The organism is Allokutzneria oryzae, from assembly GCF_042429765.1.
Classification (GTDB): Bacteria; Actinomycetota; Actinomycetes; order Mycobacteriales; family Pseudonocardiaceae; genus Allokutzneria; species Allokutzneria oryzae.
Genome location: NZ_JBHLZU010000005.1, coordinates 122,945 through 139,218 on the forward strand (window position 1 = coordinate 122,945; position 16,274 = coordinate 139,218).

At 71.7% G+C, this 16,274-nt stretch carries 15 protein-coding genes; 11 read left to right on the forward strand and 4 right to left on the reverse strand.

Annotated elements, in window-relative coordinates; genetic code table 11:
* Nucleotides 1–25: 25 nt before the first annotated feature.
* The 3 genes from ACFFQA_RS05915 to ACFFQA_RS05925 form a co-directional block, all read right to left on the reverse strand.
* Nucleotides 26–1,246 (reverse strand): cytochrome P450, encoded by a 1,221-nt coding sequence (locus tag ACFFQA_RS05915; RefSeq protein WP_377850612.1) that lies wholly within the window; start codon nt 1,244–1,246, stop codon nt 26–28.
* The gene (locus tag ACFFQA_RS05920; RefSeq protein WP_377850800.1) at nt 1,243–2,004 is read right to left on the reverse strand and encodes a tRNA-dependent cyclodipeptide synthase; all 762 of its coding nucleotides are present in this window, start codon (nt 2,002–2,004) and stop codon (nt 1,243–1,245) included. The genes ACFFQA_RS05915 and ACFFQA_RS05920 overlap by 4 nt, the downstream gene beginning before the upstream one ends.
* A 218-nt stretch (nt 2,005–2,222) precedes the next feature.
* A complete protein-coding gene (locus ACFFQA_RS05925; protein WP_377850615.1) occupies nt 2,223–3,722 on the reverse strand; it encodes a bifunctional phosphatase PAP2/diacylglycerol kinase family protein in 1,500 nt (499 codons plus the stop codon).
* A gap of 139 nt (nt 3,723–3,861) precedes the next feature.
* On the opposite strand from ACFFQA_RS05925, the gene pafA reads away from it, so the two are divergent.
* The 11 genes from pafA (at nt 3,862) to ACFFQA_RS05980 (ending at nt 15,276) form a co-directional block, all read left to right on the forward strand.
* Nucleotides 3,862–5,220 (forward strand): Pup--protein ligase, encoded by a 1,359-nt coding sequence (gene pafA, locus ACFFQA_RS05930; protein WP_377850617.1) that lies wholly within the window; start codon nt 3,862–3,864, stop codon nt 5,218–5,220.
* A 156-nt stretch (nt 5,221–5,376) separates the two neighbouring features.
* Nucleotides 5,377–5,550 (forward strand): hypothetical protein, encoded by a 174-nt coding sequence (locus tag ACFFQA_RS05935; protein WP_377850619.1) that lies wholly within the window; start codon nt 5,377–5,379, stop codon nt 5,548–5,550.
* Between the two features lie 48 nt (nt 5,551–5,598).
* Nucleotides 5,599–6,573 (forward strand): helix-turn-helix transcriptional regulator, encoded by a 975-nt coding sequence (locus ACFFQA_RS05940; RefSeq protein ID WP_377850620.1) that lies wholly within the window; start codon nt 5,599–5,601, stop codon nt 6,571–6,573.
* Between the two features lie 72 nt (nt 6,574–6,645).
* Nucleotides 6,646–7,626, forward strand: a complete 981-nt coding sequence (locus ACFFQA_RS05945; RefSeq protein ID WP_377850622.1) for a helix-turn-helix transcriptional regulator — start codon at nt 6,646–6,648, stop codon at nt 7,624–7,626.
* A gap of 141 nt (nt 7,627–7,767) precedes the next feature.
* On the forward strand, nt 7,768–8,001 hold the full coding sequence (locus ACFFQA_RS05950; RefSeq protein ID WP_377850624.1) for a bacteriophage holin: 234 nt from the start codon (nt 7,768–7,770) through the stop codon (nt 7,999–8,001).
* A 23-nt stretch (nt 8,002–8,024) separates the two neighbouring features.
* Complete coding sequence (tatA, locus tag ACFFQA_RS05955; RefSeq protein ID WP_377850625.1) at nt 8,025–8,366, forward strand: Sec-independent protein translocase subunit TatA; 342 nt, start codon at nt 8,025–8,027, stop codon at nt 8,364–8,366.
* Between the two features lie 101 nt (nt 8,367–8,467).
* Nucleotides 8,468–9,382, forward strand: a complete 915-nt coding sequence (gene tatC / locus ACFFQA_RS05960) for a twin-arginine translocase subunit TatC (RefSeq protein WP_377850801.1) — start codon at nt 8,468–8,470, stop codon at nt 9,380–9,382.
* Nucleotides 9,379–10,272, forward strand: a complete 894-nt coding sequence (locus tag ACFFQA_RS05965) for a diacylglycerol kinase family protein (RefSeq protein WP_377850626.1) — start codon at nt 9,379–9,381, stop codon at nt 10,270–10,272. Before tatC ends, ACFFQA_RS05965 begins: the two co-directional genes overlap by 4 nt.
* Nucleotides 10,273–10,353: 81 nt before the next feature.
* Complete coding sequence (locus ACFFQA_RS05970) at nt 10,354–13,119, forward strand: DEAD/DEAH box helicase (RefSeq protein ID WP_377850627.1); 2,766 nt, start codon at nt 10,354–10,356, stop codon at nt 13,117–13,119.
* 139 nt (nt 13,120–13,258) lie between these two features.
* Nucleotides 13,259–13,999, forward strand: a complete 741-nt coding sequence (locus ACFFQA_RS05975; protein ID WP_377850628.1) for a DUF4333 domain-containing protein — start codon at nt 13,259–13,261, stop codon at nt 13,997–13,999.
* A 71-nt stretch (nt 14,000–14,070) separates the two neighbouring features.
* Nucleotides 14,071–15,276 (forward strand): GNAT family N-acetyltransferase, encoded by a 1,206-nt coding sequence (locus ACFFQA_RS05980; protein ID WP_377850629.1) that lies wholly within the window; start codon nt 14,071–14,073, stop codon nt 15,274–15,276.
* A 34-nt stretch (nt 15,277–15,310) separates the two neighbouring features.
* On the opposite strand, the gene ACFFQA_RS05985 is transcribed toward ACFFQA_RS05980, so the two are convergent.
* Nucleotides 15,311–16,243 carry a 5'-3' exonuclease gene (locus tag ACFFQA_RS05985; protein WP_377850630.1) on the reverse strand — a complete coding sequence of 311 codons (933 nt, stop codon included), beginning with the start codon at nt 16,241–16,243 and terminating at the stop codon, nt 15,311–15,313.
* Between the last annotated feature and the right edge of the window lie 31 nt (nt 16,244–16,274).

A 16,274-nucleotide genomic window follows, 5' to 3' on the forward strand; every position in this document is an offset into this window, starting at 1 on the left:
TCCGCGTACCCGGCCCGGTTGGCGGTCACCACGTGACCATCAGCCGGGTCGGTCGCATGTGGGCCGAGCCCCGCTGGCAGGGGATCTCCTCCGGCCGGGTGGCCAGCCGCAGTCCCGGCAACCGCTCGAAGAGCAGGGAGAAGGTCACCTCCAGCTCCAACCGCGACAACGCCGCGCCGATGCAGTAGTGCGGCCCGTGCCCGAAGTGGATGGGGGACGCGTTGTCGCGGTGGATGTCGAAGCGGTGCGGGTCGGGGAACACCGCCGGGTCGTAGGCGGCGGCCAGCACCGGCGCGCACACCGAGGCTCCCCGAGGTACCACCGTGCCCGACAGCTCGACGGGTTCGCGGGCGATCCGGATCGCGCTGAGGTCGAAGCCGGGGCGGTAGCGCATGGTCTCCTCGACCGCCGTCGCCCACAGCCTGGGGTCGTCAACGCACGCCGCGAGCTGCTCGGGATGGCCCAGCAGCGCCTGCACCCCGAGGCCGACCACCGAGGACACCGTCTCGGTCCCGCCGACCAGCAGCACCGCGGCCGTCGCGAGCAGCTCGTCGTCGCTGAGCCGGTCCTCCTCGTCCCGCGCGGCGATCATCATCGACAGCACGCCGACGCCGGGCTGGGCGCGTTGCTCGGCCACCAGCCGCTCCAGCAGCGCCCGCAGCCTGCGGTACTGCCGCCGCAGGTCGGTGCCGGAGGTGGAGGTGGCGTTGAAGCCGGAGGCGAGCATCGCCGCCTCGGCCCAGTCCCGCTCGGCGATGCCGAACAGGTCGCAGTTGATCGCGGTGGGCAACGGGATCGCCAGCTGCGTCATCAGGTCCACCGGCGGCGTCAGCGTCGCCAGGTGCTCGACCAGCGCGCCCGCGGCCCTGGTCACGAACGGCCGGAGGCTGCGAACGGCCCCCGGGGCGAAGATCGGCGCCAGGATGCGGCGCAGCCTGGTGTGGTCCGGCGGGTCCATGTTGAACATGTTCGCCGGGTCCCCGAACACCCCGACCCGCAGCATCTTCGCGTTGTCGGCGCAGGTCAGGGCGCGGGAGAAGCGTGGGTCGGCGAGCACGGTGGCCACGTCGGCGTAGCGGGTGACCAGCCACACCCGCTCGCCGTCGGGCATCCGCATCGGGCACACCGGCCAGTGCCTGCGCAGCTCGTCGAAGATCGGCGGCGGCCCACCGAGCGGATCACGGACGAAGGGGTAGTCCACCTGCGGCCACGCGGGCTGCGGTGGGGTGGCCGGCGCCACGGTCATCGCACCGCGAGCCCCTCCTGAGCCGACTCGACCGAGGCGCGCGGCGCGGGTACGACCGGCTCGGTCTCGATCGAGACCACGATGTGCCCCTGGTTCGGGCTGATCCGCGGCGAGAAGCTGCTCCGGGAGAGCAGCTCCACCATCGGGCTGTCCCGGTGGTAGCAGAAAACGGAGTTCTCCACGCCGAGAATGCGCGGGGTGTCCACGAGGAACGGCAGCTCGGCGAGCAGGTAGCCGATCAGCGACTCCCTGGTCCACGGGTCCGGGTTGGTCGTGCCGAAATTCGTCTGGAGAACACGGGTGGAGATCGCCTCGCAGGCTTCCCGGAATTCCTCGTTCGCCTGGTAGCTGGTCCAGCTCTCCTCGAGAATCCGGTCGTAGTGGTCGTTGTCGGCCATCTCGGTCCAGGTGAACGACACGCTGTCGGGGTCGTCGACGCCGAGGTCCTCCAGGGTGCGCAGCACCCGCCTGCGCACTCTGGCCACCTCCTGCCTGGCCCTTTTCCTGGCCCGGCCGGGGTTGGCGCCGCGCATGCTGGGGATCCAGCTCGCCTCGGCGCCCGGCAGCAGGACGTTGACCTTGCCGAACTCGCAGTAGGCCCAACTCAGCAGCTGCTCGACGCGCTCGTCGGTGTAGTAGCTGTTGAACGAGCTGATTCCCAGCAGTGCGTGCTCGCCGGTGCTGAGGAGGTCGGCGCAGCGCTCCGTGTAAGGGCGGACAATCGGATCGGAACAACGGGAAACAACTCCGGGATTCATCGCCACCCGCTCAACGTAGAGCGGGCATCCCGGCCGCGGTATTGCCCGTGCGCGTGATGGCAATTCCCTCGTCGCCGCCGAACATCACCCTGCGAACACGTGAACTCGGGACTGCAATCCACTGAACGGGCGGTGCGGCGGCGCGGGCGGGTCTACCGGTGGTCACCGGCCGCCGCACCGCCGTTCAGGTGATCATGAGTGAGCTTGCTCTCGTCGGCTCACGTCAGGTTGTTGCGGCCGTGCTCCTCGCGGTAGGCGTGCAGGGCGGCCTCGTGCGCGACGAAGCGGAACCGGTTGCCCTCCGGCCCGACCTCGCCGTCGGTGGCGATGGCGACGGGGGGCCCGAGCACCTCCACGAGCAGGTTCGGCCGCTCCTGCTGCACGTAGGTCCGGCTGCGGTGCAGCGCCCCGGCCAGCGCGGAGGCGACGAACCGGATGCGCGACCACTTGATGTCGGCGCGGATGTAGCGGATGTCCAGCAGGCCGTCGTCCAGCCGCGGTCTGCGGGTCGGCGCGAACCCGCGCGGCCGGTACGGGCCGTTGCCGACGAAGAGCAGCCACACGTGGTGCCGCTTGCCGTTGATCCGCACCTCCAGCGGCTGCGCCTGCCGCAGCACCCGGATCAACGCCACGGCCGCCGCCGGCCACTTGCCCCAGCGGCCCTGCCACTTCTCCCGCAGCCGCACCATGTCCGGGTAGCCACCGAGGCTGGCGGTGTTGATGAACCAGCGCTTGGGCTGGCCGTCCACCCGCACCGTCGCCAGGTCGACGCCCACCGCGTGGCCCTCGCGCACCGCGTCGTCGACGTCCAGGATGCCCTCGACGCCGATGTCGCGGGCGAAGTGGTTGAGCGTGCCCGCGGGGATGACCGCCAGCGGCAGCTTCTTGCGCGCGGCGACCGAGGCCATCGCGGCCACCGAGCCGTCGCCGCCCGCGACCCCCAGCGCCTTGATCTCGTAGGTCGAGTCGGAGATCTCCTTGTCGATCTGCTCGATCAGGTCGACGCCGTCCTTGGGGTTGACGACGCGGGCGTTCGGCCAGACGCTGCGGACCTGCTCGGAGGGGTCCTCGCCGTCGATGCCCGAGTGCGGGTTGACCAGGACCAGCAGGCCCTGGCCCTCGTCCAGCGCCGCGGCCTCCACGTCCGGGCGGACCTCGGCGGGCTCGTCCGGGTGCACCGGCCACCAGCGGCGGGTGGCCAGCGCGATGCCGGTGCCCACGGCCGCGCCCGCCACCACGTCGCTGCCCCAGTGCACGCCGGTGTGCACCCGCGAGTAGGCGACGGCGGCGGCCAGCGGCGCGATCGCCGCCCCGGCCAGCGGCGACTCCATGGCGACGGCTGTGGTGAACGCCGCGGCGGAGGCGGCGTGACCGGAGGGGAACGACGACGACGTCGGCGGGTTGGACAGCCGCCTGCGCGGCGGCATCAGCTCGGCGGCGGGGCGTCGGCGCGGCAGCAGCAGCTTCATCACCAGGTTGACCGTCGGGCTGGTGCCCGCGATGGCCGCGACCCCGCGCGCGGCGGCGCGGCGCGTCGGTCCCTTGCGCGCGGCCAGCAGGCCCGCCACGGCGAACCACAGCACTCCGTGGTTCGCGGCGCGCGAGAGGTTCTTCAGTGCCCGGTCGGCCCTGCTCCTCGGCAGCCCAGCGCTGCGCCGCACCAGCGCCTGGTCGAGTTCGATGACTGATTCCGTGGCGGCGTGCAGCTTCTCGATCACGGTACGACGCTATGCAATATCACGGCTGCGCGCATATGGGCCCCGGTTGTATGCCGTGGTGATGACGTTTGGGACACGCGGATCTTCTCTCCCCGATCGGCGCACAGGTGATCGCCCGAATACCCCCTAGTGTGGACATATGCAGCGGCGGATCTTCGGCATCGAGACTGAGTTCGGGGTGACCTGCACCTTTCACGGGCAGCGCAGGCTCTCGCCGGATGAGGTGGCGCGCTACCTCTTCCGTCGTGTGGTGTCCTGGGGCAGGTCGTCCAACGTGTTCCTGCGCAACGGCTCGCGGCTCTACCTGGATGTGGGCTCGCATCCGGAGTACGCCACGGCCGAGTGCGACGACCTTGCGCAGCTGGTCACCCACGACAAGGCGGGGGAGCGGATCCTGGAGGATCTGCTCATCGACGCCGAGCGGCGACTGGCCGACGAGGGCATCGGCGGGGACATCTTCCTTTTCAAGAACAACACCGACTCCGCGGGCAACTCCTACGGCTGCCACGAGAACTACCTCGTGGCCCGCGCGGGGGAGTTCTCCCGCATCGCGGACGTGTTGCTGCCGTTCCTGGTGACACGCCAGCTGATCTGTGGCGCGGGCAAGGTGCTGCAGACCCCGCGCGGCGCGGTGTACTGCCTGTCGCAGCGCGCCGAGCACATCTGGGAGGGCGTCTCCAGCGCCACCACCCGGTCGCGCCCGATCATCAACACCCGCGACGAGCCGCACGCCGACGCCGAGCGCTACCGGCGGCTGCACGTGATCGTCGGCGACTCGAACATGTCCGAGGTGACCACGCTGCTGAAGGTCGGCAGCGCCAACCTCGTGCTGGAGATGATCGAGGCCGGGGTGCAGTTCAAGGACTTCACGCTGGACAACCCGATACGGGCCATCCGCGAGATCAGCCACGACCTCACCGGCACCAGACTCGTGCGCCTCGCGGGCGGGCGCGAGGCGTCCGCGCTGGACATCCAGCGGGAGTACTACAGCAAGGCCGTCGAGCACGTGGCGCAGCGGCAGCCCGACCCGGTCGCCGACCGCGTCATCGAGCTGTGGGGCCGCACGCTGGACGCCGTGGAGCGCCAGGACCTGACGCTGATCGACCGCGAGATCGACTGGGCGATCAAGCACCGGCTGATCGAGCGCTACCGGACCAAGCACGACATGGAGCTGTCCAGCCCCCGTGTCGCGCAGCTGGACCTCGCCTACCACGACATCCGTCGGGGGCGCGGCATCTTCGACCTGCTGCAGCGCAAGGACCAGGTGCTGCGGGTGACCGACGACAGCGAGATCGAGGCGGCCAAGGACACCCCGCCGCAGACCACGCGGGCCAAGCTGCGCGGTGACTTCATCGCCGCCGCGCAGGAGGCGGGCCGCGACTTCACCGTCGACTGGGTCCACCTCAAGCTCAACGACCAGGCCCAGCGCACGGTCCTGTGCAAGGACCCGTTCCGCGCGGTGGACGAGCGCGTGGAACGCCTCATCGCCTCCCTCTAACCGGCGGCCTTCCGGCCATTCGCGGGCTTATGGACGTGTTCGGGACTCCCGAGAGGTCCATAAGCCCGCGAATGGCGGGTATTGGGCTCGGGGGAGGGGTCACCTGGTCGGGGGGTGGGGCGTTTGGGGGTGGCAGGATCACCTGGGTGGGGAGTGGTGCGGCCGCGAGTAGGGGTACTGCGCGTGGGCGGCGGGGTGGACGCGGACGCGCTCGTCCGGGGGATCGGGCCGAATGAGGGGCCGTGGGGCTCGCTAGGCGCCGAGATGGCCACCCTGCGCGACCTCGGCCGCGTCGGTGACGGCGGGCGGACCTGGACCGGAACTCGTTAGCACAGGTGTTCGACACACGCACTGTGATGAGGGACTAAGGTTCGCGGGGTGCCGACCGTACGTGCCGAACGTCTGGTGAACCTGGTGCTGTGCCTGCTGGCCACCCGCCAGTACCTCACCGCAGAACGAATCAGGGGGATCGTCCCCGGCTACACCGACGCGCCGAGCGACGACGCGTTCTTCCGCATGTTCGAGCGGGACAAGGCGGAGCTGCGCGATCTGGGCATCCCGCTGGAGACCGGCCGCAACTCGGTCTTCGACTCCGTGGACGGATACCGGATCGCCCGCCGCGACTACGAGCTCGGGGAGATCGACCTGGAGCCGGACGAGGCCGCCGCCGTGGCGCTCGCGGTCCGGTTGTGGGACTCCCCGCACCTCACCGGCGCCGCGCACGGTGCGCTGCTGAAGCTGCGCGCGGCCGGGGTCGACGTCGACCCGGACGCACCGGCGGTGGTCGAGCCCAGGGTCCGCACGTCCGAGCCCGCGTTCGCGCCGCTGCTCGCCGCGGTCAACCGGGGCCGGGTGGTGGAGTTCGACTACCGCAAGCAGTCCTCGCCGCGGCCGGCGCGCCGCACGGTGGAGCCCTGGGGCGTGGTCTCCTGGCGCGGCCGGTGGTACCTGGTCGGCCATGACCGCGTGCGGGACGCGCCGCGGTGTTTCCGGCTCTCGCGGATCGTCGGCACGGTGCGCGCGTCGGGCAAGGACGGTGTGGTGCGCAGACCCGCCGACGTGGACCTGCTGGGCATGGTGGCCGGGCAGAACGACCAGCCGCCCGCCTCGGCGACGGCGCGGCTGTGGGTGGCGGCGGGGCGCGCGCAGGGGCTGCGCAGGCGGGCCAAGCCGATCGAGACGCTGGAGCTGGACGGCGAGCCGGGCGAGGTCGTGGAGATCGACCTGATCTACCCGGACTCGGCGGCCAGCTGGATCGCCGGGTACGGGCCGGACGTGGTGGTGCTGGAGCCGGACTCGCTGCGCGCGCACGTCAGGATGCTGATGTCGGGCTTCGCTGAGGGGGCGAGATGACTACCGCCGACGTGCTTTTCTCCATGGAGGCGAGATGACTATCGCCGACATGCTTCTCTCCGTGGAGGCGAGATGACCGTGGACTCCGCGCAGAACCGGCTGCCGAGGCTGTTGGCCCTGGTGCCCTACCTGCTGGCCCGGCCGGGCATCCCGGTCGCCGACGCGGCCGAGGACTTCGGCATCACGGAGAAGCAGCTGCGGCGCGACCTGGAGCTGCTGTGGATGTGCGGGCTGCCGGGGTACGGGCCGGGCGACCTGATCGACATCTCCTTCGAGGGCGAGACCATCACCGTCGCCTTCGACGCGGGCATGCGGCGCCCGTTGCGGCTGACCGCGGAGGAGGCCACCGCGCTGCTGGTGGCGCTGCGCGCGGTCGGGGAGACGCCCGGCGTCGCGGACACCGACGCGGTGCAGCGCGCGCTGGCCAAGGTGGAGGCGGCGGTCGGCAACGCCAAGCCCGCCGGGGTCGCTGTCGGCCTCGCCGGGCGGGAGAACCAGACGACGGCCGAGGTGCGCGAGCCGATCCAGGCCGCGTTGCACCGCGGGGTCGCCGTGCGCATCCGGTACTACACCGTCTCGCGCGACGAGATCAGCGAGCGCGTGGTCGACCCGATGCGGCTGGTGCTTGTGGACGGCCGCAGCTACCTGGAGGCGTGGTGCCGGCGGGCCGAGGGGGTCCGGCTGTTCCGGCTGGACCGCATCGACGAGGTGACCGTGCTCGACGAGCGCGCGGCGCCACCGCCGCACGCCGAGCCGACCGACCTGTCCGACGGGGTGTTCCGGGCCAGGGAGGACCAGGGCGCTGCCGTGCTGCTGCTCGACGCGGACGCGCGCTGGATCGCCGAGTACTACCCCGTTGAGGAGGCCGCGGATCTGCCGGACGGGCGAATGCGGATCGTCATGCGCTACGGCGACGAGTCGTGGATGGTGCGGCTGCTGCTCGGTCAGGGCGGCCGGGTGCGGGTGGAGGAGCCCGCGTCGCTGGCCGGTCTGGTCGCCGAGCGGGCCGCCCTCGCGCTGCGCAGGGCGAAGGCGGCCGAGGCCCGCGTGTGAGCCGGGTGTGAAGCCGTCGGGTGACGATCACGGCAAGATCGCGGAAAAGATTCCGGTAGTCCGGACAACCTGGGACGAACGTTGGGCCAACCGGGTAGGTCCGGTGTACCGGAGGGTCGTCCCGGCGGTTACGGTGTGCCGGTGCCGTACCTGCTGAGCCTGCTGCTGGTCGTTGCCGGACTGGCGGTGCTGCTGTTCGTCGTGGTGAAGGTCCTGCGTTCGCTGAGCCGCTTCGGCGCGGCCCAGGCGGCGGTCAACCGTCACTTCGACGACCGTGCCGGTCTGCTCCGCGCCCGGTCCGCCGCGCTGCGGGTGGCCATCGCTGAGCGCAAGACGAACAACATCGACGACTCACCCGCTCCGCGTACCATCTGAGCCGGGGAGACGAGGAGGACACCGTGCCCAATCTCGGAGGCTTCGAGATCATCATCATCGCGCTCGTGGTGGTGCTGCTCTTCGGTGCTGCCAAGCTGCCGACGATGGCGCGTTCCATCGGGCAGTCGATGCGCATCTTCAAGGCCGAGACCAAGGCCATGAACAAGGACGGCCAGGCCGAGGAGGCCCAGCCGCAGCAGGCGCCCCAGCAGCAGTACCAGCAGCCGCAGCAGTACCAGCAGCAGGCCTACCAGCAGCAGCCCGCTCCGCTGCCGCCCGCCCAGCCGCAGGTCGCCCCGCAGGTGGCCCCGCCGCAGGTCGCGCCGCCGCTGGAGCAGCAGCAGCCGCGCACCGACAACCGCTGAGAAGGGTCGGCAGCACGGTGGCGAGCAACCCGCTCCGCCGCCTGATCCCGAGCGGCCGCAAGCGCAAGCCATGGAGCCGGAAGCACAACCCGGACGGCACCATGACGCTCCTAGAGCACCTCTACGAGCTGCGGCACCGGGTGGCGGTCATCTCCCTGGCACTGACCGTCGGCGGCATCATCGGCTGGATCTGGTTCACCACCAGGATCGCCGGCCTGCCGACGCTGGAGTCGCTGCTGCGGGATCCGTACTGCTCGATCCCCGCGGAGCAGCGGTTCCCCAGCACCCCCTGCGTGCTGATCCAGCAGCAGCCGTTCGAGGCGTTCATGATCCAGCTCAAGGTCGGCCTCGGCGCGGGCGCCGCCCTGGTCAGCCCGGTGTGGCTGTACCAGATCTGGGCGTTCATCACGCCGGGCCTCTACGCCAAGGAACGCAAGTTCGCGCGGATCTTCGTCTTCTCCGCGAGCTTCCTGTTCATCGTCGGCACCGCCCTCGCCTACCTGGTCATCCCGGCAGGCCTGTCCGTCCTGGTCAGCTTCGCGGGCAGCTTCTACCTCACGGCGCTCACCGGCGCGTCCTACGTCAGCTTCGTGCTGACCATGCTGATCGTGTTCGGCGTGAGCTTCGAGATGCCGCTGGTCGTGGTGATGCTCAACCGGATCGGCGTGCTCACCTACGCCAAGCTCAGCAAGTGGCGGCGCGGCATCATCTTCGCGCTGTTCGTCTTCGCCGCCGTCGCCACACCGGGCACCGACCCGGTCGGCATGGTGGTGCTCGCGCTCGCGCTGACCGTGCTCTTCGAGTTCGCGTTGCAGATCTGCCGGGTCCACGACAAGCGCAAGGCGAAGCGGGACGAGTCCTCGCAGTGGGCCCACCTGTCCCCGGACGAGGCCGCGCCGCTGGACCTCGGCCCGGCCGCGGTCGAGACGCCCGCCCCGGCGCCGGTCGCCTCCGTCGAGCCGCGGCGGACCGAACCCCCGGAGCCGCCACGTAACCGCTACGACGACGCGACGTGAGCGGTCCGAAGGTCGCGTTAGTCGTCAGTCCCGCCTCCGGAGCGGGTGCCGCGGCCCGGGTGGCTGGCAGCGTCGCCGCCCGGATCCGTCCCGCGGCGGGGCGGCTCGTGCAGTCCGTGGCGCGCAGCGGTGAGCACGCCGTCGAGCTGGCCCACCGCGCCGTGGAGTCCGGTGTGGACGTTCTGGCGATGCTCGGCGGCGACGGGGCCGCGCACGCGGGGTTGCAGGCGTGCGCGGAGTCCGCGACCGCGTTCGCGGTGATCCCGGCAGGCACCGGTAACGACCTGGCTTCCGCGCTTGGCTGGCCGAAGGACTCCCTCGCCGCGGCCGACGCGGTCGCCGCCGCGTTGGCCAAGGGCTCCTTCGGCCGCATCGACCTGGGCCGGGTCGAGGGCGGCGCGTGGTTCGCCACCGTGCTCTGCGCCGGGTTCGACTCCGCGGTCAACGAACGCGCCAACCGGATGCGCTGGCCGCGCGGTCCCAGGCGCTACGACCTGGCGATCCTGGCCGAGCTGGTCCACCTGAGGGCGCGTCCGCTCGTCGTGGAGACCGACCGGGAGCGGCTGGAGCTGGACGCCGCGCTGGTCGCGGTCGGCAACACCCGCTGCTACGGCGGCGGCATCCCGGTGTGTCCCGGCGCCGACGCGGGTGACGGGCTGTTCGACCTGACGGTGGTCACGGCCGCGTCCAGGGCGTTGCTGCTGAGGATGCTGCCGAGGCTGCGGTCCGGCGCGCACGTGGAGCTGCCCGAGGTGCGGACGTTGCGGGCCCGGTGGGTGCGGCTGGGCGGCGGCACCGGCTGGGTTGCCTACGCCGACGGCGAACTCCAGGCGGAGCTGCCGTTGACGGTGACCTCGGTGCCGGGCGCGCTGCGGGTCCTCACGCCCTGAGCCGGTGCCGAAATGATCAAAAATGCGGCGCGGCGCGACTATCCACTCGGTCCTGTCAGGGGCGTGTGACAACCTGGACGGGTGGTAGCAAGCAGCTCCTCCAGCACCGGTTCGTCCCCGTCCGAGGCGTACGCCGCGGCCAGGAAACGCGCCAGGTACCCGCGGCTCGCCGACTTCGCGCCGCTGTTGTCCTTCGAGCTCGACGACTTCCAGCGCTCCTCCTGCGAGGCGCTGGAGGACGGGCACGGCGTGCTCGTCTGCGCGCCGACCGGAGCGGGCAAGACCGTCGTCGGCGAGTTCGCCGTCCACATGGCACTCGGCGAGGGCCGCAAGTGCTTCTACACCACGCCGATCAAGGCGCTGTCCAACCAGAAGCACGCCGACCTCGTCGCCCGCTACGGGCCGGAGAACGTCGGACTGCTCACCGGGGACACCTCTGTCAACGGCAACGCGCCGGTGGTGGTGATGACCACCGAGGTGCTGCGCAACATGATCTACGCCGGTTCGTCCACTGTGGACAACCTGGGCTACGTGGTGATGGACGAGGTGCACTACCTCGCCGACCGCTTCCGCGGCGCGGTGTGGGAGGAGGTCATCCTCAGCCTGCCCGAGCACGTGCGGCTGGTCAGCCTGTCGGCCACGGTCAGCAACGCCGAGGAGTTCGGCGAGTGGCTCAAGACGGTGCGGGGTGACACCACGATCGTCGTGGACGAGGTCCGCCCGGTCCCGTTGTGGCAGCACATGCTCGTCGGCAACCGGATGCTGGACCTGTTCGCCGCGGAGAGCTCCGGCGAGACCCGGATCAACCCGGAGCTGGCCAGGCACGTCGGGGAGCTGGACCGGCACTTCGTGCCGTTCTCCCGGGCGCGCGGCCCGCGGGGCGGGGGCCGGGGCCAGCGGTACCGCCCGCCAGGGCGGCCGGACGTGGTGGAGCGGCTGGACGGAGCCGGGCTGCTGCCCGCGATCCTGTTCATCTTCAGCCGCAACGGCTGCGACGACTCGGTGCGCCAGTGCCTGCGCGCCGGGGTGCGGCTGACCACCGAGTCCGAGGTGGCGCGGATCCGCGAGATCGTCCGGGAGAAGACCTCGGAGCTGCCGGAGGGTGACCTGACGGTGCTCGGCTTCTGGGAGTGGAAGGAGGCGCTGGAGCGGGGGATCGCCGCGCACCACGCCGGCCTGCTGCCCGCGTTCAAGGAGACCGTCGAGGAGCTGTTCGTCCAAGGCCTGGTCAAGGCGGTCTTCGCCACCGAGACGCTGGCGCTGGGCATCAACATGCCCGCCCGCACCGTGGTGCTGGAGAAACTGGTCAAGTACAACGGCGAGGCGCACGTCGATCTGACGCCGGGGGAGTACACCCAGCTCACCGGGCGCGCGGGGCGGCGTGGCATCGACGTCGAGGGCCACGCGGTCGTGGTGTGGCAGCCGGGCATCGACCCCAAGCAGGTCGGCGGCCTCGCCTCCACCCGCACCTACCCGCTGCGCTCCTCGTTCCGGCCCGCGTACAACATGGCCGTGAACCTGGTGCAACGCCTGGGCGCCAGCGCCTCGCGCGAGATGCTGGAGCAGTCCTTCGCCCAGTTCCAGGCCGACCGCTCGGTGGTGGGCGTCTCCCGCAAGATCGAGCGCAACCGCGAGGCACTGGCCGGCTACACCGAGGCGATGGAGTGCCACCTCGGTGACTTCTCCGAGTACGCCGGGCTGCGCAAGCAGATCTCGGCGCGGGAGAAGGCGCTCGCCAAGCAGAACAGCTCCGCCCGCCGCACCGAGGTGGAGTCCTCCTTGGAGCGGCTGCGCAAGGGCGACGTGATCGCCGTGCCGACCGGGCGGCGCAGCGGGTTGGCGATCGTCATCGATCCCGGTCTGGACCAACGCGGCGAGACGCGGCCGCTGGTGGTCAACGAGGACCGGTGGGCGGGAAGGCTTTCCGCCGCGGACTTCCCCGCGCCGGTGGAGGCCCTCGGCCAGGTCCGGCTGCCCAAGCAGGTCGACGTCCGGTCGCCGCGGTCGCGCCGCGACCTCGCGTCCACCTTGCGCAACACCGGCATCAGCGTGCCCGCGCGGACCGGGCGCAGACGCGGCGGCCCCGACGAGGACGGGGAGCTCGCCGCGCTGCGCAGGGCCCTGCGCGCGCACCCGTGCCACGGCTGCGACAAGCGCGAGGACCACGCCCGCTGGGGCGAGCGGTACCAGCGGCTGGAGGCCGAGACCGAGCAGCTGGAGCGCAAGGTCGCCGGGACGACCCACTCGCTCGCCAGGGCTTTCGACCGGATCCGGGCGTTGCTGCGGGAGCGCGGCTACCTCGACGGCGAGGGCGCGGACGAGCAGGTCACCGAGCACGGCCGCAGGCTGACCCGGCTCTACAGCGAGTCGGACCTGCTGGCAGCGGAGTGCCTGCGGCACGGGGTGTGGCGCGGTCTGGGCGCCCCGGAGCTGGCCGCGGTGATCTCGGCGCTGGTGTTCGAGGCGCGGCGGGATCCGCTCGGCGCGCCGAGGGTGCCCGCGGGCGCGGTCACCGACGCGCTCGCCGCGACCGTGCGGCTGTGGGCCGACCTGGAGGACGACGAGCGGCGCTTCCGGCTGCACAACCGCACCAGGGAACCCGACGTCGGCTTCGCCTGGCCGATCTTCCGGTGGGCCCGGGGCGAGTCTCTGGAGAAGGTGCTCACCGCGGCGGAGGCAGGAGGCCAGGAGCTCTCCGCTGGCGACTTCGTCCGCTGGTGCCGTCAGGTCATCGACCTGCTGGAACAGGTGCGCGACGTGGTCGGCAGGGCCGACCCGGTCGGGGCGACGGCGGCCAAGGCGGCGACCTCGCTGCGACGCGGTGTGGTGGCGATGGGCACACTGTGAGCCTGCCGGAGAAAACAATGCGACCCAATTGGTCGGTCTGGTGCGATTTGCCAGCAAAGCTGTGGTTGGATCGCGCGCAGCGACGCTCAGCGCGCGAAGTCGTCCATGGCGCGACCTCGATCCCGGAGGCGAAAAGAGAATGACCAGCCCCTACGGCCCGCCCGGAGGGAACGACCCCAACCAGCAGCAGTGGGGTCAGCAGCCCTACGGCGGGGGGTACGGCCAGCAGGGCACCCCGTCCGGCGGCTTCCCGCAGCAGCCCGGCGGCCCCCAGCAGGGCCAGCCCGTGCCCGGCCAGCAGCAGCCCGGCGGCTACGACCCGAACCAGGGCCAGTTCGGTCAGCAGCCCGGCTACGGCCAGCAGCCGCAGCAGCCCGGCGGTTTCCCGCCGCCCGGCTACCCGCAACAGGGCCAGCCCGGGCAGTTCGGCCAGCCCGGTCAGCAGCAGGGCGGCTACCCCCAGCAGCCCGGCGGCCCCCAGCAGGGCTACCCCGGTCAGCAGCAGGGCCAGCCGGGGCAGTTCGGGCAGAACCCGTACGGCGCCCCGCAGCAGCAGGGTGGTCAGAAGAAGTCCAAGCTGCCGATCATCATCGGCGCGGTGGCCGTGGTCCTGGTCGCCGCGGTCGGCGTCACCGGCTTCGTCTACCCGGGCTTCCTGAACACCAAGGTCTTCGACTCGTCGGCGATGCAGAACGACGTCAAGAAGATGGTCACCGAGCGGTACGGCCAGAAGGTCGAGTCGGTCACCTGCCCCTCCGACAAGGAGGTCAAGGTGGACGCGACGTTCGAGTGCAAGGCCAAGATCGACGGCAAGGAGAAGACCGTGCCCATCACGGTCAAGACCGCCGAGGGCAAGTACGAGGTCGGCTACCCGAAGTAGGGCGCGCCGGCTCACGCGGGGCGATCGGATATCCGGTCGCCCCGTTCGGCTTTTCCGGAGAGGATCAGCGCGTGAGCGACTACGTGGTCCGGGTGCTGGAAGAGGACGAGAAGCACGCGGCGCAGACCGTGTTCCGCGGGAGCCTGCACCATCCGCCCTCCACCGACGAGGAATGGGAGCACGCCGCCGACGGCTATCCGGCGCGGCGGTCCTTCGGCGCGTTCCGCTCCGGCCGGATCGTCGGCAGCGCGCAGTCCTTCGGGTCCGCCATGGTGGTTCCCGGCGGGAAGGTCCTGCCGCTCGCCGCGGTCAGCCGGGTCGGCGTGCGCGCCGACCACACGCGCCGAGGGGTGCTGACCGAGCTGATGAGCGCGCAGCTGCGCCAGCTCCGCGAGCTCGACGAGCCCCTTGCCGCGTTGCACGCCACGGAGTCGGTGATCTACGGCCGGTTCGGCTACGGCGTCGCGACCAGGGGGCGCACGGTCGAGGCCGAGTCCACCAGGGGCCGCACGCTGCCGCCCATGCCCAGTAGCGGGGAGATCCGGCTGCTGGAGCCCGACGAGATGATGACCGTGCTGCCCGGGCTGTACGAGCGGATCGGCCTGCGCCGTCCCGGCATGATGGCCCGCCCCGAGAGCTGGTGGCGGATGGTCGTGCAGCGGCGGCTCAGCTTGAAGGAGCACCTGACCGTGGCCGTCCACAGTGGACCCGACGGCGACGACGGCTTCGTGGCCTACCAGACCTCCGTCACCCCGCCCAGCGAGGACCGCACGCTCACCGTGCAGGACCTGCACGGCACGTCCCTCGGCGTGGTGCTCGACCTGTGGCGCTTCCTGCTCGGCGTTGACCTGGTCCGCTCGGTGAGCGCGTGGCTGCGCCCGCTGGACGAGCCGGTGGAGCTGATCGTGCCCAACCGCGGCGAGTGCCGGACCACCGCGCTGGGCGAGGAGACCTGGCTGCGCCTGGTGGACGTGCCCGCCGCGTTGGCCGCGCGCTCCTACGGCGACGCCGACCCGGTCGTGGTCGAGGTGCACGACCGGTTCCTGCCGGAGAACGCGGGCAGCTACCGCGTCGGCCCCGAGGGCGTCGAGCGCACGGACGCGCGCGCCGACCTGGAGCTGCCGGTGGACGCGCTGGCCATGCTCTACCTGGGCGACGTCTCCGCCTCGGTGCTCGCGACCACCGGCCGCCTCACCGCGCACGACCCGGACGCGCTCCTGCGCGCCGACCGGCTCTTCACCACCGGCGCGCCCCCGTGGTCGGGCACCTTCTTCTGACCGGCCCCGAGTCTCTGACCGGTCCCGAGCGGAGTCAGCCCAGTGCGGCGAGGAGCCGGTCCACCGAGCGGCTCAGGCCCCACGTCTCCTGGAGTGCCCGGACGCGGTCGAGGTCGGCAGGGGCCGTGGGCAGGACGTCGTCGCGGTCCAGGGCGACCGGCGCGTCGACCGCGACGCGCACCACCGTGGGGGCGACCGCCAGGTAGTCACGGGCGGCGTCGAGCTTGCCCCTGGAACGGGCCGGGATCCTGGTGTCGGCCGGATCGTCGAGCGCGGCGAGGATCTCCTCCACCGAGCCGAGCGCGGTGATCAGGTTCGCCGCCGTCTTCTCGCCGATCCCCGCGACGCCGGGCAAGCCGTCGGAGGGGTCGCCGCGCAACGCCGCCATGTCCGCGTAGGCCGGACCCGCGTTGCCCACCGGCAGGCCGTAGCGCTCGGCCAGCTCCGCCGGGCCGTAGGTCTCGGCCTTGGCCAGGCCCTTGCCGGTGTAGACCACCCGCACCGGGGTCGGCTCGTCGCGCACGAGCTGGAACAGGTCGCGGTCGCCGGTGATCACCTCGACCGGGTCGCGGTCCTCCGAGGTGGCCAGCGCGCCGATCACGTCGTCGGCCTCGTAGCCCGCGGCCTCGGCGGTGGCGATGCCCATCGCGTCCAGCAGCTCCAGGATCACCGGGACCTGCGGGGTGAGCGTGTCCGGCACCTCCTCGGCGTTGACCTCGGGTTCGGCCACCCGGTGCGCCTTGTACGAGGGCAGCGCCGCCACCCGGAACGCGGGCCGCCAGTCGGCGTCCATGCAGGCCACCAGCCGGGACGGCCGTCGCTCCGTGATGATCTTGGCGACCATGTCGGCGAAGCCGCGCACCGCGTTGACCGGCGTGCCGTCCGGGGCGGTCATCGACTCGGGCAGCGCGTAGAAGGCACGGAACCACAGGCTCGCGGAGTCGAGCAGCACCAGGGGAGTCCTCACCCGGCCAAGCCTGCCATCCGGCACCGACATC

Coding starts and splice junctions, on each gene's coding strand:
- ACFFQA_RS05915 (WP_377850612.1), bottom strand. CDS start 1,246: ATGACCGTGGCGCCGGCCACCCCACCGCAGCCCGCGTGGCCGCAGGTG.
- ACFFQA_RS05920 (WP_377850800.1), bottom strand. CDS start 2,004: ATGAATCCCGGAGTTGTTTCCCGTTGTTCCGATCCGATTGTCCGCCCT.
- pafA (WP_377850617.1), top strand. CDS start 3,862: ATGCAGCGGCGGATCTTCGGCATCGAGACTGAGTTCGGGGTGACCTGC.
- ACFFQA_RS05945 (WP_377850622.1), top strand. CDS start 6,646: ATGACCGTGGACTCCGCGCAGAACCGGCTGCCGAGGCTGTTGGCCCTG.
- tatC (WP_377850801.1), top strand. CDS start 8,468: ATGACGCTCCTAGAGCACCTCTACGAGCTGCGGCACCGGGTGGCGGTC.
- ACFFQA_RS05975 (WP_377850628.1), top strand. CDS start 13,259: ATGACCAGCCCCTACGGCCCGCCCGGAGGGAACGACCCCAACCAGCAG.